This is a genomic window from Pseudomonas sp. 2822-15, assembly GCF_002742515.1.
Lineage (GTDB): Bacteria > Pseudomonadota > Gammaproteobacteria > Pseudomonadales > Pseudomonadaceae > Aquipseudomonas > Aquipseudomonas salomonii.
Genome location: NZ_LJRY01000188.1, coordinates 38,716 through 60,810, shown reverse-complemented (window position 1 = coordinate 60,810; position 22,095 = coordinate 38,716). Strand labels below are relative to the sequence as shown.

General features: G+C 61.1%; 22 protein-coding genes. 17 read left to right on the top strand and 5 right to left on the bottom strand.

Annotation, left to right across the window (positions count from 1 at the left end; all coding sequences use genetic code 11):
• Positions 1-199 precede the first annotated feature (199 nt).
• The gene (locus AOA59_RS18720) at positions 200-742 is read left to right on the top strand and encodes a sigma-70 family RNA polymerase sigma factor (protein ID WP_099488672.1); all 543 of its coding nucleotides are present in this window, start codon (positions 200-202) and stop codon (positions 740-742) included.
• A complete protein-coding gene (locus AOA59_RS18715; RefSeq protein ID WP_099488671.1) occupies positions 739-1,671 on the top strand; it encodes a FecR family protein in 933 nt (310 codons plus the stop codon). Before AOA59_RS18720 ends, AOA59_RS18715 begins: the two co-directional genes overlap by 4 nt.
• A gap of 1 nt (position 1,672) precedes the next feature.
• Here the strand turns inward: AOA59_RS18715 and AOA59_RS18710 are convergent, their stop codons facing one another.
• Positions 1,673-3,490 (bottom strand): sigma-54-dependent Fis family transcriptional regulator, encoded by a 1,818-nt coding sequence (locus AOA59_RS18710; protein ID WP_099488670.1) that lies wholly within the window; start codon positions 3,488-3,490, stop codon positions 1,673-1,675.
• Between the two features lie 289 nt (positions 3,491-3,779).
• Between AOA59_RS18710 and AOA59_RS18705 the strand changes: the two genes are divergently transcribed.
• Genes AOA59_RS18705 through AOA59_RS18680 form a run of 6 tightly spaced genes read left to right on the top strand, consistent with a single transcriptional unit; the run spans position 3,780 to position 9,720 of the window.
• Complete coding sequence (locus AOA59_RS18705; RefSeq protein ID WP_099488669.1) at positions 3,780-4,874, top strand: ABC transporter ATP-binding protein; 1,095 nt, start codon at positions 3,780-3,782, stop codon at positions 4,872-4,874.
• Positions 4,874-5,971 (top strand): ABC transporter ATP-binding protein, encoded by a 1,098-nt coding sequence (locus tag AOA59_RS18700; protein ID WP_099488668.1) that lies wholly within the window; start codon positions 4,874-4,876, stop codon positions 5,969-5,971. Before AOA59_RS18705 ends, AOA59_RS18700 begins: the two co-directional genes overlap by 1 nt.
• Positions 5,968-6,834 carry a carbohydrate ABC transporter permease gene (locus tag AOA59_RS18695; protein ID WP_005789024.1) on the top strand — a complete coding sequence of 289 codons (867 nt, stop codon included), beginning with the start codon at positions 5,968-5,970 and terminating at the stop codon, positions 6,832-6,834. The genes AOA59_RS18700 and AOA59_RS18695 overlap by 4 nt, the downstream gene beginning before the upstream one ends.
• A 10-nt stretch (positions 6,835-6,844) precedes the next feature.
• On the top strand, positions 6,845-7,645 hold the full coding sequence (locus tag AOA59_RS18690) for a carbohydrate ABC transporter permease (protein WP_003174634.1): 801 nt from the start codon (positions 6,845-6,847) through the stop codon (positions 7,643-7,645).
• Positions 7,646-7,656: 11 nt separating this feature from the next.
• Positions 7,657-7,929 carry a DUF2160 domain-containing protein gene (locus AOA59_RS18685; RefSeq protein WP_065930250.1) on the top strand — a complete coding sequence of 91 codons (273 nt, stop codon included), beginning with the start codon at positions 7,657-7,659 and terminating at the stop codon, positions 7,927-7,929.
• Between the two features lie 48 nt (positions 7,930-7,977).
• The gene (locus tag AOA59_RS18680; protein WP_065930235.1) at positions 7,978-9,720 is read left to right on the top strand and encodes an ABC transporter substrate-binding protein; all 1,743 of its coding nucleotides are present in this window, start codon (positions 7,978-7,980) and stop codon (positions 9,718-9,720) included.
• A 190-nt stretch (positions 9,721-9,910) separates the two neighbouring features.
• On the opposite strand, the gene AOA59_RS18675 is transcribed toward AOA59_RS18680, so the two are convergent.
• Positions 9,911-10,339, bottom strand: coding sequence for a hypothetical protein (locus tag AOA59_RS18675; RefSeq protein WP_065930234.1), 429 nt, complete (start codon positions 10,337-10,339; stop codon positions 9,911-9,913).
• Between the two features lie 165 nt (positions 10,340-10,504).
• On the opposite strand from AOA59_RS18675, the gene AOA59_RS18670 reads away from it, so the two are divergent.
• A complete protein-coding gene (locus AOA59_RS18670) occupies positions 10,505-11,518 on the top strand; it encodes an ABC transporter substrate-binding protein (RefSeq protein WP_099488667.1) in 1,014 nt (337 codons plus the stop codon).
• A gap of 127 nt (positions 11,519-11,645) precedes the next feature.
• On the opposite strand, the gene AOA59_RS18665 is transcribed toward AOA59_RS18670, so the two are convergent.
• Positions 11,646-12,434 carry a helix-turn-helix domain-containing protein gene (locus tag AOA59_RS18665; protein ID WP_099488666.1) on the bottom strand — a complete coding sequence of 263 codons (789 nt, stop codon included), beginning with the start codon at positions 12,432-12,434 and terminating at the stop codon, positions 11,646-11,648.
• An 85-nt stretch (positions 12,435-12,519) separates the two neighbouring features.
• Here AOA59_RS18665 and AOA59_RS18660 point away from each other — a divergent pair, with 85 nt between their 5' ends.
• The 4 genes from AOA59_RS18660 (at position 12,520) to AOA59_RS18645 (ending at position 15,633) form a co-directional block, all read left to right on the top strand.
• Positions 12,520-13,518, top strand: coding sequence for a bile acid:sodium symporter family protein (locus AOA59_RS18660; protein WP_065930231.1), 999 nt, complete (start codon positions 12,520-12,522; stop codon positions 13,516-13,518).
• An 86-nt stretch (positions 13,519-13,604) separates the two neighbouring features.
• Entirely contained in the window at positions 13,605-13,967 is a 363-nt protein-coding gene (locus AOA59_RS18655) for a hypothetical protein (protein ID WP_065930230.1), read from the top strand.
• A gap of 111 nt (positions 13,968-14,078) precedes the next feature.
• Complete coding sequence (locus AOA59_RS18650; protein ID WP_099488714.1) at positions 14,079-15,263, top strand: sugar transporter; 1,185 nt, start codon at positions 14,079-14,081, stop codon at positions 15,261-15,263.
• Between the two features lie 13 nt (positions 15,264-15,276).
• Positions 15,277-15,633, top strand: a complete 357-nt coding sequence (locus AOA59_RS18645) for a lysozyme inhibitor LprI family protein (RefSeq protein ID WP_099488665.1) — start codon at positions 15,277-15,279, stop codon at positions 15,631-15,633.
• A gap of 60 nt (positions 15,634-15,693) precedes the next feature.
• On the opposite strand, the gene AOA59_RS18640 is transcribed toward AOA59_RS18645, so the two are convergent.
• Both AOA59_RS18640 and tal read right to left on the bottom strand, forming a co-directional pair.
• The gene (locus AOA59_RS18640) at positions 15,694-15,942 is read right to left on the bottom strand and encodes a hypothetical protein (protein ID WP_056858072.1); all 249 of its coding nucleotides are present in this window, start codon (positions 15,940-15,942) and stop codon (positions 15,694-15,696) included.
• 529 nt (positions 15,943-16,471) lie between these two features.
• A complete protein-coding gene (gene tal / locus AOA59_RS18635) occupies positions 16,472-17,395 on the bottom strand; it encodes a transaldolase (protein WP_099488664.1) in 924 nt (307 codons plus the stop codon).
• Between the two features lie 348 nt (positions 17,396-17,743).
• On the opposite strand from tal, the gene AOA59_RS18630 reads away from it, so the two are divergent.
• The 4 genes from AOA59_RS18630 to AOA59_RS18615 all read left to right on the top strand — a co-directional run bounded on the left by AOA59_RS18630 (position 17,744) and on the right by AOA59_RS18615 (position 22,033).
• A complete protein-coding gene (locus tag AOA59_RS18630) occupies positions 17,744-19,063 on the top strand; it encodes an LLM class flavin-dependent oxidoreductase (protein ID WP_099488663.1) in 1,320 nt (439 codons plus the stop codon).
• A 153-nt stretch (positions 19,064-19,216) separates the two neighbouring features.
• A complete protein-coding gene (locus tag AOA59_RS18625; RefSeq protein ID WP_099488662.1) occupies positions 19,217-20,275 on the top strand; it encodes an ABC transporter substrate-binding protein in 1,059 nt (352 codons plus the stop codon).
• Positions 20,262-21,251, top strand: coding sequence for an ABC transporter permease (locus tag AOA59_RS18620; RefSeq protein ID WP_083269292.1), 990 nt, complete (start codon positions 20,262-20,264; stop codon positions 21,249-21,251). Before AOA59_RS18625 ends, AOA59_RS18620 begins: the two co-directional genes overlap by 14 nt.
• On the top strand, positions 21,245-22,033 hold the full coding sequence (locus AOA59_RS18615; protein ID WP_099488661.1) for an ABC transporter ATP-binding protein: 789 nt from the start codon (positions 21,245-21,247) through the stop codon (positions 22,031-22,033). Before AOA59_RS18620 ends, AOA59_RS18615 begins: the two co-directional genes overlap by 7 nt.
• Positions 22,034-22,095: the final 62 nt, after the last annotated feature.

Sequence of the window (22,095 nt, the reverse complement as noted above, 5' to 3'; positions counted from 1 at the left end):
TGAACTGAGGGGATGCCATCGCAGGCAAGCCAGCTCCCACACAAGCCAGCATCCATACAAGCTCTGCTCCCACACAGACCACCTCCCACACAAGGCCGCCCACGATATCCGGGCCATCCGAGTGGCCCTTGCCCCGTCGCCGTTTTACTGGCATTGTTTGCGCAATTGGTAATATTTCCCATTTGAGAAGTTTTTGCGCATGCATGACATTCCGGCCGCGCCGGGCGATTGCGCCCGTCAGCAGACCCTTACGGCGATGTACCGCGAGCACCATGCCTGGTTGCACGGCTGGCTGCGCAAAAAACTCGGCTGTTCCCACTACGCCGCCGACCTGGCCCACGATGCGTTTATCCGCGTGTTGATGCTGGCCGATCCGCAGGCCATCAAGGAACCTCGCGCCTTTCTCGCCACCACTGCCGGGCGCCTGTTGATCGATGGCGCGCGCCGCCGCCGGATCGAAAAGGCCTACCTGCAAGCCCTGCTGGTGCAGTGTGAAGATGCCGGCATGCCCGACCCGGCCGCCATCCATGTGGCGCTGCAAGCCCTGGAGCGCATCGCCGAGATGCTCGCCGGTCTGCCGGCGAAAACCCGTGAAGCCTTCCTGTTAAGCCGCCTGGACGGGCTCACCTACAGTGAAATCGCCGCACGCCTTGAGGTGTCATCCAGCACGGTCAAAAACTACCTGTCCACCGCGCTGGTGCATTGCTACCACAGCCTGTACGGGGCGGACCTGTTGCCGTGAACTCCGAACACATCATTCAACAAGCGGCGAATTGGCTGACGCGGCTGCACGATGAAGACGTCAGCGAGGCCGAACGCCAAGCCTTCAACACCTGGTGCCAGGCCGACCCGCGCCATGCCGTGGCCATCGAGCGCATGCGCTCGCTCTGGGGTGACTTCGATACGTTGCCCGCGCAACCGGCACGCATCGCCCTGAATCGTGCCTTTGCGCCTCAACGTTCGCGCAGGGTGCAGGCCTTGGGTGTGCTCGGCGTAGTGCTGTGCGGCTGGTTCGGTGTGCAGCACATGCCGGTGTGGATGGCCGATCAGCGCACCGGCATCGGCGAGCGTCGCCAGGTCGCCCTTGAAGACGGCAGCCAGTTGCAGCTCAACAGCAATTCGGCCGTGGACGTGAAATTCGACGGCCACCAGCGCGTGATCGAACTGCTGCAAGGCGAGCTGTGGGTTGACGTGGCCAAGGACGCGCAACGGCCGTTCGTGGTACGCACCGATCAAGGCACGGCCACGGCCCTGGGCACGCGTTATCTGGTCAAGCGTGCGGCGGACGGCAGCACGGTGGTCACGGTGATCGAGTCCGCCGTGGCGGTCCAAGGGGACACGGGCGAGGGCGTCAAGGTCAGGGCCGGGCAGCGCGCGATTCTTGATCATGGCCACGCGGGGCCTGCACAGGCGAGCGGCAGCGCCGACCCGGATGCCTGGACCCGTGGCTTGCTCAAGGTCAACGACCAACCGCTGAGTGAGGTGCTGCAAACCCTGGCCAGCTACCGCCACGGCCTGGTGCGCTTCGATGCCCAGGCGTTGAAAAACCTGCGCGTTTCCGGGGTGTTCAAGCTCGACGACACGGCGGCTGCGCTCTCGGCGCTGGCCGATAACCTGCCGATCCGAGTGGAGTACTTCACCGACCTGATGGTGGTGGTCAAACCGCGCTAGCTCAACCTTCGTGCTGGCGCAGGCGCTTGTACAGGGTGTTGCGGCTCACGCCCAGTTCCCGCGCCAGATGGGAGATGTTGCCGCCCGCCGCTTTTAGGCGCTGCGCCAGGTCGCTGCCGTCATCCACGCTGGCATGGGTGGGCAAGGGCGCCGCCACGTTCAGGTCGACGAAGAAATCATCCGGCAGATGCTCCGGTCGCACCGGCTGCTCCTCGGCCATTGCCAGCGCCACCTGCAATACGCTGCTGACCTGGCGCAGGTTACCCGGCCACGGGTGTTGTTCGAACAAGGCCAGCACCTCGGCACTCAGCCCGGCCCATTGGGTCGGCTCACGGTGCTGCTGCCACAACTGCTGGAACAGCGCCTGTTTGTCGGTGCGCTCGCGCAAGGGCGGCAGTTCCAGGGTCAGGCCACCGATGCGGTAGTACAAATCCTCACGAAAGTGCCCGGCCTGCACCCAGTCGCGCAGCACGCGGTTGGTGGCCGAGATAATGCGCAAGTCCACCGGGAACAGCTCGCTGCTGCCCACCGGCTGCACGCAGCGCTCCTGCAGCACCCGCAGCAAGCGGGCCTGGGTCGGCAGGGGCATGTCGCCAATTTCATCCAGAAACAGCGTGCCCTTGTCCGCCTTGCGGATCAGGCCGATGCTGCCTTTCTGGTTGGCACCGGTGAAAGCGCCTTTTTCATAGCCAAACAGCTCTGACTCGACCAGTTCGGCGGGGATCGCTGCACAGTTCACCGCAATGAACGCCTGTTTGCTGCGCGAGCTGGCCTGGTGCAGGGCTTTGACGAACACCTCTTTGCCGACGCCGGTCTCGCCGTGAATCAACAACGGAATGTCCTTTTCCAGCAATCGCTCGGCCTGGCGCACGGCCTTTTCCACGCGCACATCGCCAAAATGCAGGGTCTGGATGCTCATCGGCGCAGGTTTGCCGGGTTTGGGCTCAGCAAAGACCCGCGCCTGCACCGGCATTTTCTGCGGCCGCTTCAATAAACACTGGAACCGATTGCGGCCCGCCGCCTGCAACGAGAACGGCAAGCCCTCCGGTTGATTCAACAACTCCAGCAGCGAGACCTTGAACAAGCTGTCGATCAGCACCCGCGACAGGCTGATGCCCAGCAAGTTATCGGCGCGGCGGTTGGCCGACAGCACCTGGCCGCTGTCATCAAAAATGATCAGGCCCGCCCACTGGCTGTCGAGGTTGTTCAGGCCGGTGTTGAAGGTCAGTTGAAAATGCTCGCCGCGAAACAGGTTGAGGATCAGCCGGTTCTCGACGGTCTGGCTCATCATCTTGACCATGCCCAAAGTGTGGGAGGGCGGCAGGTAGCTGTCACTGGACACATCCAGCACGGCAATGATTTCGCGCTGGGCATCAAAGATCGGCGCCGCCGAGCCGGTCATGAAGCGGTTGGCCTTGAGGAAGTGTTCATCGTGCTCGATATGCACCGCCTGGGCACAGGCCAGCGCGGTGCCGATGGCATTGGTGCCGCTGGAGCGCTCCATCCAGCTGGCGCCGGCACTGAAGCCGCGCGCCAGCTTCGGCTCGATAAAACGCTGGGTGCCCCACGAGGTCAGCACCTGGCCCTGATTGTCGGCCAGCATGATCAGGCAGTTGGAATTGCTGAGGATGTTTTCGTAGTAGGGCAGCACTTCCTGATGGGTGGTCTGCACCAGGGAATGCTGGCTTTCGAGCAACTGGCTGATGCCTTCAGCGGGCAGCTGATCGAAGCTGGGCGTGCTCTGGTGGTCCAGGCCGAAGGCGCGGCAACGGCGCCAGGATTCCTGGATAAGGGTGTCGTGTGCCAGGGGTTCGGCCATGGGGGCGACCTTCTTTTATTTTTATTGTTATCAAGCCTTGCGCCGTCCAACTGTGGGAGCAGGCAAGCCAGCTCCCACATTAAATCTGTGGCGCCCATCGATTGTTGTTCAGAATTGTTCAATGTCAACCCGCCCGCTGTTCAGTTGTTCAGCGCTGATTGTTCATTTGTGTTCATGCCTGAACGTCCTGTTCGGCGCATTTCCTTACAGATCAGCCACCTGCCACTTCTGGCACGAAACTCGCTCTTACGAATGGCCAGAATCATTCCAATAATAAAAAGGGCGTGTCATGTCATTGACCCTGGAACATGTCTCCCGCGTCGTCGAAGGCCAGACCTGGATCGACAACGCCAACCTGCGTTTCGAAGCCGGTTCCTTCAACGTCTTGCTTGGTCGCACGCTGTCCGGCAAGACCAGCCTGATGCGCCTGATGGCCGGGCTGGACAAACCCGACAGCGGCCGCATCCTGATGAACGGCGTCGATGTCACCCACAAGCCGGTGCGCCTGCGCAACGTGTCGATGGTCTACCAGCAGTTCATCAATTACCCGACCATGACCGTGTTCGAAAACATCGCCTCGCCGTTGCGCCAGGCCGGTGTGTCCAACGAACTGATCCACAGCAAGGTGCTGGAAACCGCGCAGATGCTGCGCATCGAGAAGTTCCTGCAGCGCCACCCATTGGAGCTGTCCGGTGGCCAGCAGCAACGCACGGCCATGGCCCGCGCCTTGGTCAAAGACGCCGAGCTGATCCTGTTCGATGAGCCGCTGGTGAACCTGGACTACAAATTGCGCGAAGAACTGCGTCAGGAAATGCGCGAACTGTTCAAGGCCCGCCACACCATTGCCATCTACGCCACCACCGAACCCAACGAGGCGCTGGCCCTGGGTGGCACCACCACCATCCTGCACGAAGGCCGGGTGATCCAGAGCGGCAAGGCCGCCGAGGTGTATCACCAGCCCCAGACGGTGCTGGCCGCCGAACTGTTCTCCGAACCGCCGATCAACCTGATGCCGGGGCGCATCAGCGGCAATGAAGTGAGTTTTGCCAATGTTGTGCACTTCCCGTTGAACGTGGATCTGCGCCCGATCGGCGAAGGCGAGTTCCGCTTTGGCGTGCGCCCCAGCCATATCAGCCTGGTGCCGAGCAACGACGATGACCTGGAACTGGCGGTGACCGTGGAAGTGGCCGAGATCAGCGGCTCGGAAACCTTCCTGCATGTGCGCAGCGAGCACTTTTTGTTGGTGCTGCACTTACCGGGCGTCCATGAGTACGACGTCGACGCGCCGATTCGTGTGTATATCCCTACCCATAAACTCTTCGTGTTTGATGGCCAGGGCCGTTTGGTCCAGGCCCCCGGGCGCCGCGTTGCGAGGGTTGCCTGATGGCCGAGATCCATTTGCAGAACCTCGCGCACAGCTACAGCCCTACACCCAATGGCCCTGAGGACTACGCCATTCGGGCCATGAACCATGTGTGGGAGCAGGGCGGCGCCTACGCCTTGCTCGGGCCGTCGGGCTGTGGCAAGTCGACCTTGCTCAATATCATCTCCGGGTTGCTCAGCCCGTCCGAAGGCCAGGTGTTGTTTGACGCCAAAGTGGTCAACGACCTCACTCCCGAGAAACGCAATATTGCCCAGGTGTTCCAGTTCCCGGTGGTGTACGACACCATGACGGTGTTCGACAACCTGGCGTTTCCCCTGCGGAACCAGGGCATGGCCGAAGCGAAAATTCACAGCAAGGTGCAGGAAATTGCCGAAGTCCTCGACCTGCAAGCCCTGCTGAGCAAAAAAGCCCGCAACCTCACCGCCGATGAAAAACAAAAAGTTTCCATGGGCCGTGGCCTGGTGCGCGATGACGTGTCGGCGATCCTGTTCGACGAACCGCTGACGGTGATCGACCCGCACCTCAAATGGAAACTGCGCCGCAAGCTCAAGCAGATTCATGAGCAGTTCAATATCACCATGGTCTACGTCACCCACGACCAGCTTGAGGCGTCGACCTTCGCTGACAAAATCGCGGTGATGTACGGCGGGCAGATCGTGCAGTTCGGCACGCCCCGTGAGCTGTTCGAGCGGCCCAGCCACACCTTTGTCGGCTATTTCATCGGCAGCCCCGGGATGAATCTGATCGAGGTGCAGGCCGAAGCCGGTGGCGTGCGCTTTGCCAGCACCTTGCTGCCGTTATCCGAGGCCTTGCAACAGCGCCTGCGCGAGGCGGACTACAAAAAGCTGCAGGTGGGTATCCGCCCGGAATTTATCCACGTGTGGGACGAGTACAACCCTGACGCGCTGCAGGCCGACGTCGTCCATGTGGAAGACCTCGGCACCTACAAGATCATGACCCTCAACCTCGACGGCGCGCCGTTGAAAGTGCGCCTGGCCGAAGACAAACCGGTGCCCGAAGGCCAAGCCTCCATCAGTTTTCCCGCGCAATGGTTGATGGTGTACGCCGACGATTACCTGCTGGAGGTGCAGCCATGAACAAGGTGCAGAACAACAAGGCCTGGTGGCTGGTGTTGCCGGTGTTCCTGCTGGTGGCGTTCAGCGCGGTGATCCCGATGATGACCGTGGTCAACTATTCGGTGCAGGACATTTTCGACCAGTCCAGCCGCTACTTTGTCGGTGCCGACTGGTACAAACAGGTGCTGCTTGACCCGCGCCTGCATGATTCCTTGCTGCGCCAGTTCATCTACTCGGCCTGCGTGCTGCTGATCGAAATCCCGCTGGGCATCGCCATCGCCCTGACCATGCCGACCAAGGGCCGCTGGTCATCATTGGTGTTGATCATCCTGGCGATTCCGCTGCTGATCCCGTGGAACGTGGTCGGCACCATCTGGCAGATTTTTGGCCGCGCCGATATTGGCCTGTTGGGTTCGACGCTCAACGCCATGGGCATCAGCTACAACTACGCGGCCAACACCATGGACGCCTGGGTGACGGTGCTGGTGATGGACGTGTGGCACTGGACGTCACTGGTGGCGCTGTTGTGCTACTCGGGGCTGCGTGCGATTCCGGACGTGTACTACCAGGCGGCGCGGATTGATCGCGCATCCGCTTGGGCGGTGTTCCGACATATCCAGTTGCCAAAGATGAAAAGCGTGCTGCTGATCGCGGTGATGTTGCGCTTTATGGACAGCTTCATGATCTACACCGAGCCTTTCGTGCTGACGGGCGGCGGGCCGGGTAACGCCACCACCTTCCTCAGTCAGACCTTGACCCAAATGGCCGTAGGCCAATTCGACCTGGGCCCGGCGGCAGCGTTTTCTCTGGTGTACTTCCTGATCATCCTGTTGGTGTCCTGGCTGTTCTACACCGCCATGACCCACTCCGACGCCAACCGCTGAGGCCGCCAACATGAGCAAGCGCAAGGTTATCCCGCTGCTGATCTACATCCTGTTTCTGCTGGTGCCGATCTACTGGCTGCTGAACATGTCCTTCAAGAGCAACACCGAAATCCTCGGCGGGCTGACCCTGTTTCCGCAGGACTTTACCCTGGCCAACTACAAGGTGATCTTCACTGACCCGAGTTGGTACACCGGCTACCTCAATTCGCTGTACTACGTGAGCCTGAACACGGTGATCTCCCTGAGCGTGGCGCTGCCGGCTGCCTATGCGTTTTCGCGCTATCGTTTCCTGGGCGACAAGCACCTGTTCTTCTGGCTGCTGACCAACCGCATGGCGCCGCCGGCGGTGTTTTTGCTGCCGTTTTTCCAGCTGTATTCGTCCATCGGGCTGTTCGATACGCACATCGCCGTGGCGCTGGCGCATTGCCTGTTCAACGTGCCGTTGGCGGTGTGGATCCTGGAAGGCTTCATGTCCGGCGTACCCAAGGAAATCGACGAAACCGCCTACATCGACGGCTACAGTTTTCCCAAGTTTTTCGTGAAGATTTTTATCCCGTTGATTGGCTCCGGTATCGGCGTGACCGCGTTTTTCTGCTTCATGTTTTCCTGGGTCGAGCTGCTGCTGGCGCGCACCTTGACCTCGGTCAACGCCAAGCCCATCGCGGCGGTGATGACGCGCACGGTCTCGGCCTCCGGCATTGATTGGGGCGTGCTGGCCGCGGCGGGGGTGTTGACCATTCTGCCGGGCATGCTGGTGATCTGGTTTGTTCGCAACCATGTGGCCAAGGGCTTTGCCCTGGGCCGGGTCTAGAGGGTTCGATAATGGAATGGATGGCCTGGACCACCCCGACCGCACTGTTCTTTGTGACGATTGGCCTGCTGCTGGCAGGCATGACCACCTGGGAACTGCGTTCGCCGAGTATTCCTCGGCGCGGTGTGTTGCCGATCAGCACCACCCGTGGTGATCGTTTGTTTATCGGTCTTCTCGGCAGCGCCTACCTGCATTTGCTGGTGATCGGCGTTACCGACTGGAGCATCTGGGTGGCGTCTGCGCTATCCCTGGTATGGCTGTTGAGTGTGATGCGTTGGGGCTAGTGCCCTTATGAACTAGTGCCCTTATGAATAAACCACCAGGAGGTCTCTATGTTGAATAAAAACAATAAGCTGCGACATAGCATTTCATTGGCCGCCGTACTGGCCTTGAGCGGTTTGAGCGCCACGGCCTGGGCCGATGCGTACGAAGATGCCGCGAAAAAATGGATCGGCAGCGAGTTCAAACCGTCCACCCTAACCGAAGCCCAGCAGCTCGAAGAGTTGAAGTGGTTTATCAAGGCGTCGGAACCGTTCCGTGGGATGAAGATTAACGTGGTGTCGGAAACCCTCACCACCCACGAGTACGAATCCAAGGTACTGGCCAAGGCCTTCAGCGAAATCACCGGCATCAAGCTGACCCACGACCTGCTGCAGGAAGGCGACGTGGTCGAGAAGCTGCAAACCCAGATGCAGTCCGACAAGAATATCTATGACGGCTGGGTGAACGATTCCGACTTGATCGGTACGCACTTTCGCTATGGCAAGACCGAATCCATCACCGACCTGATGGCCAACGAAGGCAAGGATTTCACCTCGCCGACCCTGGATATCAAGGATTTTATCGGCATCTCGTTCACCACTGCGCCGGACGGCAAGATCTACCAGCTGCCCGACCAGCAGTTCGCCAACCTCTACTGGTTCCGCGCCGATTGGTTCGAGCGCGCGGACCTCAAAGCCAAGTTCAAGGAAAAATACGGCTACGAGCTGGGTGTGCCGGTGAACTGGTCGGCCTATGAAGACATCGCCAAATTCTTCAGCGAAGACGTCAAGGAAATCGACGGCAAACGCATCTATGGGCACATGGACTACGGCAAAAAAGACCCATCCCTGGGCTGGCGTTTCACCGATGCCTGGTTCTCCATGGCCGGCGGCGGCGACAAGGGCCTGCCCAACGGCTTGCCGGTGGACGAGTGGGGCATTCGCGTGGAGGACTGCCACCCGGTGGGTTCCAGCGTCACCCGTGGCGGCGACACCAATGGCCCGGCCGCGGTGTTTGCCACGCAAAAGTACGTGGACTGGATGAAAGCCTACGCGCCACCGGAAGCGGCGGGCATGACCTTCTCCGAATCCGGGCCGGTGCCGTCCCAGGGCAATATCGCCCAGCAGATTTTCTGGTACACCGCGTTTACCGCCGACATGACCAAGCCGGGCCTGCCGGTGGTGAATGCCGATGGCACGCCGAAATGGCGCATGGCGCCGTCGCCGGTCGGGCCGTATTGGGAAAAAGGCATGAAGAAGGGCTATCAGGACGTGGGTTCCTGGACCTTCCTCAAGTCCACGCCCGAGAAGCAAAAGCTTGCGGCCTGGCTGTACGCGCAGTTTGTGACCTCAAAAACCGTATCGCTGAAGAAAACCATCGTTGGCCTGACGCCGATTCGTGAGTCCGACATCAACTCACAGGCCATGACCGACATGGCGCCGAAACTCGGCGGGCTGGTGGAGTTCTACCGCAGCCCGGCGCGGGTGGAGTGGACGCCGACCGGCACCAACGTGCCCGACTACCCACGCCTGGCGCAGTTGTGGTGGAGCAACATCGCCGCAGCGGCCAGCGGCGAGAAAACCCCGCAACAGGCGCTGGATAACCTGGCCAAGGAACAGGACGCGATCATGACGCGCCTGGAGCGCTCCAAGGTGCAACCGGTGTGCGGCCCGAAAATGAACCCGGAGCGGGATGCGCAATACTGGTTTGACCAGCCGGGTGCGCCGAAGCCCAAGCTGGCGAATGAGAAGCCTAAAGGTGAGACCGTGGCTTATGGTGACCTGTTGAAGCAGTGGGAGGCGGCGCGCAAGTAAGCGCATTGGGTCGGACAAAACGGCACTCAGGTGCCGTTTTTTTGCTTGGAATACACATATCAAAACCGACTCGGTCACCTGTGGGAGCTGGCTTGCCTGCGATGCAGACGACTCGGTACGCCAGGTTCACCGCGCCGATGCCATCGCAGGCAAGCCAGCTCCCACAGTGTGTATTGTGGTGCTGCTGGAATTAGGCGGCCTGGGGCTGAATCTGCAGTTCGCCTTCAACATCCTTGACCAACCCACTGGCCAAAAACAGCGGCGCCACACGCTTGTGCAACTGCGGCTCGACAAACTCCTTCACCGTCTCCAGCACCAACGCACCACTGAGCGGCAGCTCGGCCTTGGTGTAGGACAACCACGCTTTCTTCAACACCATCAACACATCACTGCCCGCCGTTGAGGCGAAGCGGCGGTGCGTAGGTTTGCCGTCAAAGCTGAAGGTGTGCTGGAACGCGTAGCCGGTTTCGTCGCCGTTGGCGGCGGTGCAGCGCACGCAGGTGCACGGGCCATCGCCGAACGCGCTGCGCAGGTAAGCGTTGAAGTCCACCACGGGCTTGAGTGACAGGCGCTTATCGACCTCGAACAGATCCCCAGTCATTTTATCGTCAGTGTTCAACGGCTATTTCCTCGCAGGTTGGCAGGTGTATTTCAAAGCGCGGCACAATAACAGCCATAGGGCATTTTGGGGATGATTAGCATAACAATAGATCCCGATATTCTTTTCCAGTCTTAAAATTCGTCGCTAGGCTCTATCACCTTCTCGAAAACGCGGCAGATTCCCATGACTTTCAAGCGTTCCTCCCTGACCCTGTTGGCCGCGTCCCTGGCGGCCGCGAGCGCCTTGCTCAGCCCCGGCGCCCAGGCCGAGGGCAAGATCAGCATTGCCCAGCAATTCGGTATCGGCTACCTGATCCTCGACGTGGTGCGCGACCAGCACCTGATCGAAAAACACGGCAAGGAGCAGGGCCTGGATATCAAGGTGGAATGGAACAGCATTTCCGGCGCCACCGCCATGAATGAATCGCTGTTGGCCGGCGCCCTGGATGTGGTCTCGGCCGGTGTGCCGCCGATGCTCACCCTGTGGGACCGCACCAAGGGCAAGCAGAACGTCAAGGCTATCGCCTCCCTGGGTTCGATGCCCAATTACCTGCTGACCAATAACCCCAACGTCAAGACCCTGCAGGACTTCACCGAGAAAGACCGCATCGCTGTGCCGGCCGCCGGCGTGGGTTTCCAGTCGCGGACCTTGCAGATCGAGACCGCCAAGCTGTTTGGCGATGCCAATTTCAAGAAGTTTGACGACATCTCCATCAGCCTGGCCCACCCGGATGCCACGGCGGCGTTGATTGCCGGTGGTTCGGAGATCAATTCACATTTCTCCAGCCCGCCGTTTCAGTATCAGGAGTTGTTGAACCCCAACGTGCACAAGGTGCTCAGTTCCTACGACATTCTTGGCGGGCAGGCGTCGTTCAACGTGCTCTATACCACGCAGAAATTTCACGATGACAACCCCAAGACCTACAAGGCGTTTTATGACGCGCTGGCGGAGGCCGAGAAGATCATCAAGGCCGATAAACCTGCGGCTGCCAAGACGTATATCCGCGTAGAGGAGTCCAAGCTGCCGTTGGATCTGGTGGAGAAAATCGTCCAGGACCCGGAAATCGACTTCACCATCGTGCCGCAGCGTACGTTTATCTATGCGCAGAAGTTGCAGGAATTGGGCGTGCTGAAGAACAAGGCGGCGAGCTGGAAGGATTACTTCTTTGAAGAGGCCCATGGTGGTGATGGCAGCTGATTTGTAATTGGGAGCCAATGTGGGAGCTGGCTTGCCTGCGATAGCATCAACTCGGTGTACCTGACACACCGAGGTGCCTGCATCGCAGGCAAGCCAGCTCCCACAGTGGATCGTTGTTGTCTATGTGTCAGCGGAAGAATTCGCCGGGTGTAGACTCAAACTGCTGCCGAAACGCATTGATAAACGCCGACGTCGACTCATACCCACACCCCAGCGCCACATCCGTCACCCGTTCGCCTTGCTCCAGCGCGGGCAGGGCGCTCAGCAAGCGCAGGCGCTGACGCCAGGCGCGAAAGGTCAGCCCGGTGTCACTCAAAAACAACCGGCTCAGGGTCTTTTCACTGACCCCAAGCTTCTGGCTCCAGTCACCCAAGGTGGTCTGCTGCTCCGGGTGCAGGTTCAGGCTGCGGTAAATCTGCCGCAGCCGCGGGTCATGGGGCAATGGCAGCATCAAATCCACTTGGGGTGCGGCCGCAAGCTGGTCGAGCACCACCTGAGCCAACCGCCCGTCTGGCCCATCCTCGGCATATTCCACCGGCAACTCGCTGAAACTGCGGATCAACTCGCGCAACAAACTGCTCACCTCCAGCACCTGGCAACGCTCGGCCGCCCAGGCGGTGACGCTGCAATCGAGGTACAGGCTGCGCATTTCCGTGTGCGGTGAACTGAATACCCGGTGCGGCACGCCCGCCGGAATCCACACGGCACGCTGAGGCGGGGCGACGAAACGGCCGACACTGGTCTGGATCTCCAGCACCCCCGAAATCGCATACGACAGCTGCACCCACGGGTGGCTGTGCCGACGGGTCAGCGCGCGGTTGGGCAGTGATTCGGTGCGCCCATACACCGGGCGCGGCAGGCTGGAAAGCCCGGGCACACTGCGCCGAACCGTCTTGTCATGTCCTTTAGGCGGCATTTACTGGCTCATTGGCGTTAGTCGGTAACAAGCCGTTAAGTTAGAGTCGCAGCGATGCTCTTGGCAACCCCTGGAAGATTTGCTTATGACCCGCCCGCGTTTTCTACCTGACAACTTCACCCTGACCCTGATCGCCACGGTGATCCTCGCCTCACTGCTGCCCGCCAGCGGCCAGACCGCCGTGGCCTTCGGCTGGGTGACTAACCTGGCCATTGCGCTGCTGTTTTTCCTGCACGGCGCCAAGCTCTCGCGCCAGGCCATCGTTGCCGGTGCCGGGCACTGGCGCCTGCATTTGCTGGTGTTCAGCCTGACCTTTGTGCTGTTCCCGTTGCTGGGCCTGGCGCTCAAGCCGCTGCTGTCGCCGCTGATCGGCAACGACCTGTACATGGGCATGCTGTATCTGTGCGCGCTGCCGGCCACGGTGCAATCGGCGATTGCCTTCACCTCGCTGGCGCGCGGCAACATCCCGGCAGCCATCTGCAGCGCGGCGGCTTCCAGCCTGTTCGGCATCTTCCTGACGCCGTTGCTGGTCACCTTGCTGCTTAACGTGCACGGCGATGGCGGCTCCACGGTCGACGCCATCCTGAAAATCAGCGTGCAACTGTTGCTGCCTTTTGTGGCCGGCCAAATCGCCCGGCGCTGGATTGGCGAGTGGGTGGGGCGTAACAAATCCTGGCTGAAGTTCGTCGACCAGGGCTCGATTCTGCTGGTGGTGTACGGCGCCTTCAGCGAAGCGGTCAACGAAGGCATCTGGCACCAGATCCCGCTGTGGGAGCTGGGCGGTCTGGTCGTCGCCTGCTGCGTGTTGCTGGCCTTGGTGCTGGTGGCGTCCACCGTGCTGGGCAAGGCGTTCGGCTTCAGCCAGGAAGACCGCATCACCATCCTGTTCTGCGGCTCGAAGAAAAGCCTGGCCACCGGCGTGCCGATGGCCCAGGTGCTGTTCGCCGGGGCGACCATGGGCGTGCTGATTTTGCCGTTGATGCTGTTTCACCAGATCCAGTTGATGGTCTGCGCGGCGTTGGCGCAGCGCTACGCCAAGCGCCCGGAAAGCATCCCCGAGATGATGGGCCAGGTCGATCCGTGATCCAGCGCACACCTTGGCGCGATTGACCTCAAGTTAACGCCCGAGCGGACGACTTCCTTATTGAGAGCCCAATAAGGAGTGTCGGCATGAACGTTAAAGGTATTTCGCTGTTTACCGGCCTGTTTTGCCTATGGGCGGGCGCCTGTGGTGCCGCGCAGACCATAGGGCAGGGCACCATTCAGTTTCGCGGCGCCATCGTCGAACCTGGCTGTGCGACAAATGCGCGCAGTGGCGCGGTGATGGAGTTGACCGGGTGCGCCAGTTCCAATCGCGGCAGCCGCTTCGAGGTGCGCAATATGGCGCCAGTGGCCAGCGTCAACGCCGCCCATGTAAAGCTGGTGGCAGACAGCGGCGACGGGCGTTATTACAACCAGCGTTACCTGCTGGTGGACGCTGGCGGCAAGCCGATCCAGTCGGGCAACTACGTGATTACCATGACCTCGCCCTAAGCCGTCGGGCGACGATCCGCGTCAACAGCGGGCCAAGAAACCTATAGAATGCTCGGCGGCGGCGCTGTTCTGCGCGGCCGTTGGATCATCGCCAGAGTATCTCGCCCGCCAATGAGCATTTCAGCCGCCACCCCCCAAGCCAATTGGCAACCGGTCATCGCCTTGGCGTTGGCCGCCTTTGTGTTCAATACCACCGAATTCGTGCCCGTCGGTTTGCTCAGCGCCATCGGCGCGAGCTTCGACATGCCCATCGCCAGCGTCGGCCTGATGCTCACCATCTATGCCTGGATCGTCTCGTTGACCTCGCTGCCGGTGATGCTGCTGACGCGTAACGTTGAGCGGCGCAAATTGCTGATCGTGCTGTTCGGCCTGTTTATCGCCAGTCATATCCTCTCCAGCGTCGCCAACAGTTTTGGCCTGCTGATGGTCAGTCGCATCGGCATTGCGTTGTCCCACGCGCTGTTCTGGTCGATTACCGCGTCCCTGGCCGTGCGCCTGGCGCCGGAAGGCAAGCAGGTGCAAGCCCTTGGGTTGCTGGCTACCGGCACATCCCTTGCGATGGTGTTGGGCATTCCCCTGGGCCGCCTGCTCGGCGAAGCCATGGGCTGGCGCACCACCTTCCTGGTGATCGCCGCGTTTGCCGCCGCCCTGGTGTTCTGGCTGGCGCGCACCTTGCCGCCGCTGCCGAGCCAGAACTCCGGCTCGCTGCGCAGCCTGCCGTTGCTGTTCAAACGCCCGGCACTGGTGGCGCTGTACGTGCTCACCGCCATGACCGTCACCGCGCAATTCACCGCCTACAGCTACATCGAACCCTTCGTTGAAGGCGTGGCCGGTTTGGGCGGTGGCGCCGTCACCCTGATTTTGCTGGTGTTCGGCGGCGCGGGCATCATCGGCTCGCTGCTGTTCAGCCTGGTGCACCGTTTCAACCCGCATATTTTCGTGGTCAGCGCAGTGTTCCTGCTCGCGGCCTGCCTGATGCTGATGCTGCCCCTGAGCGGCGCCGAGTCATACCTGGTGGTACTGAGCATTTTCTGGGGCATGGCGATCATGGGCTTCGGCCTGGCGATGCAATCGAAGGTGCTGGTGCTGGCACCGGACGCCACCGACGTGGCCATGGCAATGTTCTCCGGCATCTACAACATCGGCATCGGCGGCGGCGCCCTGATGGGCAGCTGGGTCGGCAGCCACTTCGGCTTCGCCTGGATCGGCGTGGCGGGCGGGGCGTTGGCAGCGGTGGCGTTGATCGGGTATTGCCTGGCGATTCGCACGTTTGGGACGGGTGTAGTGCGTAACTGAGGAGTAACGATTGATGATCAAACCAGCTGTTTTCGCGATGCTTGCCAGTGTGTCTGCGCTGTTGCTCAGCCCTTCGAGCGTTGCCGCCAGTTTCGACTGCGCCAAGGCTCGGGCACCTGACGAAATCACCATCTGCAAAAACGTCAACCTCAACGATCAGGACGTGACCATGGCGTTGCTCTACGACCTGAACAAGCACTTCATGGCCATGGGCGGGCGCGGTTCATTGATGGACGGGCAGGCCGAATGGCTCAAACAGCGGCATGCCTGCGGGGCGAAAGTCAGTTGCCTGAGCGCTGCTTATACGCAGCGGATTGGTATGTTGCGCGGGTTCATTGATGAGCGGGTGATGACGAAAGGGCCGTTTTGAGTCATTCCCGACGCGGCAGTTAGAGGGCGACCAAGAGGTCGCCCATTTTTCTTTACAGCCCTACGCTCGCAATCTTCGCCCAATCACATCGAGTAAATCGCAACCGTCACGCAGTGGAATACTCAACAGCAACGCGAAGTCCTGCAGCACAACAGCGTCGCTGCTGAGCCCATCGCGAAGCGCCAGGTTCTCCAGAAATTGAGTGACTGCCCGTATGCGAAACACCGCGGCATCATGCAGTGCGTCCAGTGGTGCCTGAGTGTCGATAAGCAGGGTAGGGATAGTGCAATCGGGGCCTGTGATGGGCATATACCGATCTTGTGCGGTCATGGATCTTGCTCCTATATCTGAATGAGCCGTCACCTTCTGCCGCCAAGCAGAATTAGGGTGGCGGATTACGCAAGGTTGGCGGACCGGGGATATAGGACCCGGCACTTCCGAAGAAGTCCCTGCGCGACCCGCCATTGCACGAAATCACGGGCGCAAAAAAAGCGCCTGCAATCGTGTTGGGGGCGCTGTTGCGCCTATATCTGGTCGGACCGCCAAGTCCAATCGCAGCGTTTGCTGCGAGTTGAAAGGTTAACGTGCGAGGTTCTCAGGGGCAACAGGCAAATGGGCGGGATCTAAAATTTGGATCATTCGCCTGTGCGGCAATCTGCTTTTCTGTGGGAGCTGGCTTGTTGTGGCGAGCAGGCTTGTCCTGCGTTGGGCTGCGAAGCGGCCCCGGCTTTTTCTAGCCACCGCGTCGACTGAATGGGGCGGCTTCGCCACCCAACGCAGGACAAGCCTGCTCGCCACAAGTCAGCTCCCGCATTTGACCGCATGCGGTTTTAGACCCTTACAGCGCAGCCAGCACCGCCTCGAGCTTCTCCTGATCCCGCGCAAACTGGCGAATGCCTTCGGCCAGCTTCTCGGTGGCCATCGCATCTTCATTCGACGCCCAGCGGAACTTCGCTTCGGTCAATGGCTGGCGCGCTTCACCCTCGGCACCCGGCGCCAATTTGCGTTCCAGCACGCCGTTATCATCAGCCAGTTTTTGCAGCAGGTCAGGGCTGATGGTCAGGCGGTCGCAACCGGCCAGTTCTTCGATCTGGCTCAAGGTGCGGAAACTGGCGCCCATCACCACGGTGTCGATTGTGTTGGCCTTGTAGTAGTTGTAGATACGCGTCACCGACTGCACGCCCGGGTCTTCGGCACCGGTGTAGTCCAGGCCGGTGTTTTTGCGATACCAGTCGTAGATGCGGCCCACGAACGGCGAGATCAAAAACACCCCGGCGTCGGCGCAGGCCTGGGCCTGGGCGAAGGAAAACAGCAGCGTGAGGTTGGTCTGGATGCCGGCTTTTTCCAGGCGCTCGGCGGTGCGGATGCCTTCCCAGGTGGAGGCCAGTTTGATCAGCACGCGGTCGCGGCCGACACCGGCCTGGTCGTACAGGGCGATTAACTGGTTGGCCTTGGCCCACAGCGCGTCTTCGTCGAACGACAAACGTGCGTCGACTTCAGTGGAAATACGCCCCGGAATCACCTTGAGAATGCCCGCGCCCACCGACACAGCAAAGTGATCGCAGGCCAGGTCCACATCGCCTTTGGACAGGCTCACCGCATTGCGCAGCAGTTCGGCGTATTCCGGGATGGCGGCGGCCTTGAGCAGCAGCGACGGGTTGGTGGTGGCATCCACCGGGCGCAGGCGGCTGATGGCTTCCAGGTCGCCAGTGTCGCAGACCACGGTGGTAAATTGCTTGAGTTGTTCGAGCTTGGACGTCATGAGCGGTGGTCCCCAGGAAAAGAGTGAAGGGTAGCTGTTGTACCATTTCCGGGGCGCCCTGTTTACCGCGCGTGCAAACCTGTCGCGGCCTTTAAGGCTTCCAAATCTGCACATCCTGCGCACCCACCGCCTTGGCGTAAGGCGTGCCCGTCATCACCGCGATTTTCTTGCGAAATAGCGCCAAGCTTAGAGTTATGAAAAAGCATTCGATAAATACTCTTTCGATCTGAGCTTAGGGCGCTTTTTGCAACATCCGACCAATCGGGCATAACCATAGAGTTATATGATTCTTTCATAATCGTGCGTGATTAATATAATCAAAAGCGAATTTTCCCGCGAAGACGCTTTATGACCACACGCCGCCAGATCCATTTGTCAGCCTTCCTGTTAAGCGGCCCGGTGGTGCACAGCCATGCGGTGTGGCGCCACCCGCAAACCGTCGGCAATTACCTCGACCCCGAGTACTACACGCGCATCGCCAAGGTTGTGGAAGAAGGCCTGTTCGATTTCCTGTTCTTCGCCGATCGCCTGGCCGTGGGCGACCAGATGGGCGGCTCCCGTGAGTTTGCCTTGCGCTACGGCGCCCAGGACGCCACGCGCCTGGACCCGTTGCCGATCCTGTCGTACCTGATCGGCCAGACCACCCGGCTTGGGCTGGGCGCGACCCGCTCGACCACCTATTACGAACCGGCGCACATTGCCCGCGAGTTTGCCACCCTGGACCACCTGTCCAAGGGCCGCGCGGCGTGGAATATCGTCACCTCAATGAACGACAGCGAAGGGCGCCTGTTCGGCAAGGCCAAGCACCTGGAGCATGACCTGCGCTATGACCGCGCCGATGAGTTTGTCGAGGTCGCGCTCAAGCTCTGGAACAGCTGGGGCAAGGACGCGCTCAAGCTCGACCGCGAAAGCGGGGTGCTTGCCGACCCGGCATTGATTACCTCGGTGCAACACCAGGGCGAGTGGTTCCGGGTCGAAGGCCCGCTGAATATCCCGCGCTCGCCCCAGGGCCGGCCGGTGCTGATCCAGGCCGGTTCGTCCGGGCGTGGTCGGCGCTTTGGCGCACGGTGGGCCGAGGCGATTTTTACCATTCATCCGCACCTGGCGACCATGCGCGCCTTTCGCGATGACGTGCGCGCCCAGGTGGTGCAACAAGGCCGCGCCGCCGACAGCTGCAAAATACTCACGGCGGTGATGCCATTTATTGGCGGCAGTGAAGCCGAAGCCCGCGCCAAGCGCGACCAGCACAACGCCCTGGCGCGGCCGGAGTTGGGGCTGGTCACGCTGGCTTCGCAATTGAATGTGGACCTGTCGCCGTTCCCGCTGTCGGCCACCTTGGCCGAGGTGGCGCAGTCGCCGCTGATGCACCCGGCGGCTGCCGAAAAACTGCTGATGCAAGGCTCTGAGCTGACCCTGGAACAGCTTGGCCGGATCTTCGCCAGCAGCGTGCGTGTGCCGCAACTGGTGGGCACCGGCGCGCAGATCGCCGACCAATTGGCCGAGCTGTTCGAGCAAGGCGGGTGCGACGGCTTTGTGATTTCACCGGGGTATTTGCCGGGCTCGTTCACCGAATTTGTCGAGAGCGTGATTCCGCACTTGCAGCGCAAGGACTTGTTCCGCACCGCGTACGAAGGTTCGACGCTGCGTGAGCACCTCGGTCTCGACTGAATGCGTTCTATGTGGGAGCTGGCTTGCCTGCGATAGCGGTGGGTCAGTTTGCAGCGTTGTTGACTGACACTGCGCTATCGCAGGCAAGCCAGCTCCTACATTAGGGCGGCGGTGTTTTTTATTGGGTATATCAATTTAAAAAGGGAATTGCGCATGGCTGCTTTCGATCACTTGACCCGTCGCCGCTTGCTCGGCATGGCAGGCATTTCCATGGCCGGCCTGGCGCTGCCCAATCTGGGCTTTGCGGCCGACGAGCACGCCGGGCACGGCACGCCTGCGGAACCTGCAGGCACCGGCGAGTTCATCCGTCTTGATGCGCCGCGCAAGCTCAAACTGGCGGTCAACCTCAACGCCGTGTGCCTGGCGCCGGTGGTGATCGCCCACGGGCAGGGCTTCTTCACCCAACATAACCTCGATGTGGAACTGGTCAACTTCGGCAACTCCACCGAAGTGCTGCTCGAAGCCATCGCCACCGGCAAGGCAGATGCCGGCATCGGCATGGCGCTGCGCTGGCTCAAGGCGCTGGAACAAGGCTTTGACGTCAAGCTCACCGCCGGTACCCACGGCGGTTGCTTGCGCTTGCTGAGTGCTGCGAACGGTGGCGTGAATAAGCTGGAGGACCTCAAGGGCAAGGCCATCGGCGTCACCGACATGGCCAGCCCCGACCGCAATTTCTTCTCTATCCTGCTGAAAAAGCACGGCGTCGACCCGGTGCGCGAAGTGGAATGGCGCCTGTACCCGGCCGACCTGCTGGGCACCGCGCTGGAGCGTGGTGAAGTGCAGGCGGTCAGCGGCAGTGACCCGTTCATGTACCGCCTGATCAAGTCCGGCGTGGCGCGGGAGTTGTCCACCAACCTGGTGGAGGAATACGCCAACCTCAGCTGCTGCGTGGTCGGCGTCACCGGCAAGCTGGTGCGTGAAGACAAACGCGTGGTCGCGGCGTTGACCCAGGCGATTCTTGAGGCCCACGACTATTCCGTGCAGCACCCCGAAGAAGTCGCCAAGGGCTTCCAGGCCTATGCGCTCAATACTACGACAGAAGAAGTGCAGGCGATCCTGCACGATCACACCCACGGTCACCATGCGGTCGGCGCGGCATTGACGCAGGAAATCACCACCTATGTCACCGACCTGAAAACCGTCGAGGTGATCAGCAAGGGCACCGACCCGGTGGAGTTTGCCAAGGAGATCACCGCCGATGTCTTCAGTTGATGCAACCACCCTGAACCCAAGCCTGGCATTCAAGGCCGGCTGGCAGGGCGCAACGGTGGTGGCTGCCTGGGTGGCCGTGGCGCTGTTGATCAGCTATTGGCCCAATGCCGTGCGCAACTGGCCAATGACCCAGGGGCTGGCCAATGTGTGCGTGGCGGTGGCTGCGCTGTTCATCGTGTTGAGCCTGCTGGGGCGGCGTTTTTCGCGGCTCGGCCAGCGCTTGAAAAACGCCGGGCCGTGGCTGATTGCCTTGCCCGTGTTGCTGGGTATCTGGGAGCTGCTCACCGCCAAGCTGGCGCTGCTGCCGGTGCCGTTTTTTGCGCCGCCCCAGGCCTTGCTCGCGGTGTATATCGAAGACTATGCGCGCCTGGCCGACAGTCTGCTGCATTCGGCCTTGCTGCTGGGTTCGGGCGTGGCGTTGGGCGCTGCTACCGGGTTTGTCGCGGGCGTCTCCATCGGCTGGTCCACGCGCATCGGCTATTGGTTGCACCCGGTGCTGCGCATCCTCGGGCCGGTGCCGTCGACGGCATTGCTGCCACTGTGTTTTTTCCTGTTTCCCAGCAGTTGGAGCGCGAGTGTGTTCCTGATTGCGCTGGCCACCTGGTTTCCGGTCACGGTGCTGACCTGGTCCGGCGTGGCGAGTGTCGATAAAGCTTATTACGACGTGGCGCGCACCTTGGGTGCCAAACCGGGTTTCCTGATTTTCAAAGTGGCGATTCCCGCCGCGTTGCCCCACGTGTTTGTCGGCCTGTTCATGGGTTTGGGCGCCTCGTTTTCGACCTTGGTGGTGGCCGAAATGATGGGGGTTAAATCCGGTATCGGCTGGTACTTGCAGTGGGCCCAGGGTTGGGCCGCCTACGCGAATATGTACGCGGCCCTGTTGATCATGGCGCTGGCGTGTTCGGGGTTGATCACCGGGTTGTTCCTGGTGCGTGACCGGTTGTTGGCCTGGCAGAAAGGAGCGATGAAATGGTAGCGCTGGCACAGGCAGTCCAACCCTCGTCGGGGCTGGCGCTGCGCATTGAAAACCTCAGCCATGGCTTTGCACTGGACGGGCAGCATTTGCCGGTATTGGAGCGGGTTTCCCTGGAGGTAGCACCCGGTGAATTCGTGGCGTTGCTGGGCCCTTCGGGCTGCGGCAAATCCACTTTGCTGCGCCTGGTGGCCGGGTTGGAACCGGCTGACTCCGGGCGTTTGCTGGCCGACGGGTGCGCCATCAGCGGCCCCGACCCGAGCCGCGTGGTGGTGTTCCAGGACCCGACCCTGTACCCGTGGCGCCGCGTGTGGGACAACGTCGCACTGGGCCTGGAGGCTCAAGGCTTGCTCAAGACCCACTCGGTCAAGGTCGATCAAGCCCTGGAAAAAGTCGGCCTCGGCCCGTTCGCGCGCGCTTATCCTCGGCAACTCTCTGGCGGCATGGCCCAGCGCGTGGCGCTGGCCCGTGCGTTGGTCAACCAGCCACGGTTGCTGATCCTGGATGAACCCCTGGGCAAGCTGGACTCGCTGACGCGCATCACCTTGCAGAAGGAGCTTATCGACCTGTGGCAGCGCCAGGGTTACACGGCGCTGCTGGTGACCCACGATGTGGAAGAAGCCTTGCTGCTGGCCAACCGCGTGATCGTGTTCAGCGACCGCCCGGCGAAGATCCAGGCGCAGTTGACCATCGACCGGCCGTACCCCCGGCATCGCGATGATGCCTATCTGGTGGATTTGCGCCGGCAGATTATGGGGTTGTTGGGGTTGGGGGAGAGCTGGTAGTTGTCGGTCTGATCGTTCCCACGCTCTGCGTGGGAATGCCGCTTGGGGCGCTCCGCGTCCCG

What these genes read in the sequence shown, in the direction of transcription:
- AOA59_RS18680 (WP_065930235.1), top strand. Translation starts at nt 7,978, where the DNA reads ATGTTGAATAAAAACAATAAGCTGCGACATAGCATTTCATTGGCCGCC.
- AOA59_RS18700 (WP_099488668.1), top strand. Translation starts at nt 4,874, where the DNA reads ATGGCCGAGATCCATTTGCAGAACCTCGCGCACAGCTACAGCCCTACA.
- tal (WP_099488664.1), bottom strand. Translation starts at nt 17,395, where the DNA reads ATGACGTCCAAGCTCGAACAACTCAAGCAATTTACCACCGTGGTCTGC.
- AOA59_RS18705 (WP_099488669.1), top strand. Translation starts at nt 3,780, where the DNA reads ATGTCATTGACCCTGGAACATGTCTCCCGCGTCGTCGAAGGCCAGACC.
- AOA59_RS18630 (WP_099488663.1), top strand. Translation starts at nt 17,744, where the DNA reads ATGACCACACGCCGCCAGATCCATTTGTCAGCCTTCCTGTTAAGCGGC.
- AOA59_RS18625 (WP_099488662.1), top strand. Translation starts at nt 19,217, where the DNA reads ATGGCTGCTTTCGATCACTTGACCCGTCGCCGCTTGCTCGGCATGGCA.
- AOA59_RS18655 (WP_065930230.1), top strand. Translation starts at nt 13,605, where the DNA reads ATGAACGTTAAAGGTATTTCGCTGTTTACCGGCCTGTTTTGCCTATGG.
- AOA59_RS18720 (WP_099488672.1), top strand. Translation starts at nt 200, where the DNA reads ATGCATGACATTCCGGCCGCGCCGGGCGATTGCGCCCGTCAGCAGACC.
- AOA59_RS18695 (WP_005789024.1), top strand. Translation starts at nt 5,968, where the DNA reads ATGAACAAGGTGCAGAACAACAAGGCCTGGTGGCTGGTGTTGCCGGTG.
- AOA59_RS18670 (WP_099488667.1), top strand. Translation starts at nt 10,505, where the DNA reads ATGACTTTCAAGCGTTCCTCCCTGACCCTGTTGGCCGCGTCCCTGGCG.
- AOA59_RS18665 (WP_099488666.1), bottom strand. Translation starts at nt 12,434, where the DNA reads ATGCCGCCTAAAGGACATGACAAGACGGTTCGGCGCAGTGTGCCCGGG.
- AOA59_RS18615 (WP_099488661.1), top strand. Translation starts at nt 21,245, where the DNA reads ATGGTAGCGCTGGCACAGGCAGTCCAACCCTCGTCGGGGCTGGCGCTG.
- AOA59_RS18660 (WP_065930231.1), top strand. Translation starts at nt 12,520, where the DNA reads ATGACCCGCCCGCGTTTTCTACCTGACAACTTCACCCTGACCCTGATC.
- AOA59_RS18640 (WP_056858072.1), bottom strand. Translation starts at nt 15,942, where the DNA reads ATGCCCATCACAGGCCCCGATTGCACTATCCCTACCCTGCTTATCGAC.
- AOA59_RS18650 (WP_099488714.1), top strand. Translation starts at nt 14,079, where the DNA reads ATGAGCATTTCAGCCGCCACCCCCCAAGCCAATTGGCAACCGGTCATC.
- AOA59_RS18690 (WP_003174634.1), top strand. Translation starts at nt 6,845, where the DNA reads ATGAGCAAGCGCAAGGTTATCCCGCTGCTGATCTACATCCTGTTTCTG.
- AOA59_RS18645 (WP_099488665.1), top strand. Translation starts at nt 15,277, where the DNA reads ATGATCAAACCAGCTGTTTTCGCGATGCTTGCCAGTGTGTCTGCGCTG.
- AOA59_RS18620 (WP_083269292.1), top strand. Translation starts at nt 20,262, where the DNA reads ATGTCTTCAGTTGATGCAACCACCCTGAACCCAAGCCTGGCATTCAAG.
- AOA59_RS18710 (WP_099488670.1), bottom strand. Translation starts at nt 3,490, where the DNA reads ATGGCCGAACCCCTGGCACACGACACCCTTATCCAGGAATCCTGGCGC.
- AOA59_RS18685 (WP_065930250.1), top strand. Translation starts at nt 7,657, where the DNA reads ATGGAATGGATGGCCTGGACCACCCCGACCGCACTGTTCTTTGTGACG.